The sequence below is a fragment of the Lyngbya sp. CCY1209 genome (assembly GCF_035615495.1).
Classification (GTDB): Bacteria; Cyanobacteriota; Cyanobacteriia; order Cyanobacteriales; family Microcoleaceae; genus Limnospira.
Map to the genome: position 1 here is coordinate 1 of NZ_JAJENU010000143.1, position 1085 is coordinate 1085.

General features: G+C 45.9%; 1 protein-coding gene. It reads right to left on the reverse strand.

From position 1 onward, the window contains the following. Nucleotides 1-100 precede the first annotated feature (100 nt). Complete coding sequence (locus LKE08_RS01620) at nt 101-790, reverse strand: hypothetical protein (protein ID WP_324702444.1); 690 nt, start codon at nt 788-790, stop codon at nt 101-103. Nucleotides 791-1085 lie beyond the last annotated feature (295 nt).

Genomic DNA, 1085 nt, shown 5'->3' on the forward strand with positions numbered 1-1085 from the left:
CGATCCCCCTAAATCCCCCTTGATAAGGGGGAGTTTGAATCTTTGTGGGATATCCGATCCCCCTAAATCCCCCTTGAAAAGGGGGACTTTGAATCCTTCCTTATTTCGACTCAATTGTTTGGGCAGTAAATAGCAATACCGCATACAATAATAACGTCTCACCCAACATCTCTAAAAATTCCTCGACGGCGACTCTGACTTGTTGAATCACCCAAATCAAAACTTCGCGATCGCCGAAAAAATGATACAGAACAGGTGTTAAAATCATCGACTTTGCCATCTCCGCCCCGAACCCGCCAATCACCGCCAGCAACAGCCCAGACACTCCCAAAATGACCAGGCGGCGGTCAAAATTCCACAGTGCTTTGATATCGCGGAAAAAGAAAACCGCGATCGCCACAATTAAGAAACTGTAAATTCCGATCCAATATTGAGTCCCCGCAATGGGTGCAATTTGACCAAATCCTAGATGTAATTTCAACAGTTCATCAAAGGCAACATAAAATAATAACACCGACTGAACCAACCAAAAATAGGGGGACGGAAGCCGTTGCAATCGGCGGGACAAGAAGAACATCAGCAAATAAGCGAAAGCCAACTGGAACAGAATCGAAGCCTGCAATAAAGTTGGCAACGTCATGCGTCCATCCATATCGAAGGGGGAATAGACTGTCCTGGCGAACAAGACGCCGCCGAGGTAAATACTGGCGATCGCAACCTCCAATAAAATTAACCCCCAGATCCAATAATGGACAGCCCGTTTCACCCGTTTGGGATTGATGGTTATCATGTCGATTAACGGTATCGGCTCAACACCAATATAATCGATCTCAGAGGGCGATCGCATCCCGATTTTCATTAAATTTTAGTTAAGAAATCGACGCGATCGGCCGAACCGGATCAATCCTATAGCAATCGGAAACCATTTGTAAAATTGTCTGGCCCCCAAACCCCCAATACTGGGGGCTTTGAGTGGATCGATTTTTCACGAATCATTTCACATTGCTATAGTAGACCGTTTCGGCTCAAATGAGGCAAAATTCAAAACGGAGCATCGGGCATCTTGCCTGTGGATTCAGATCCGA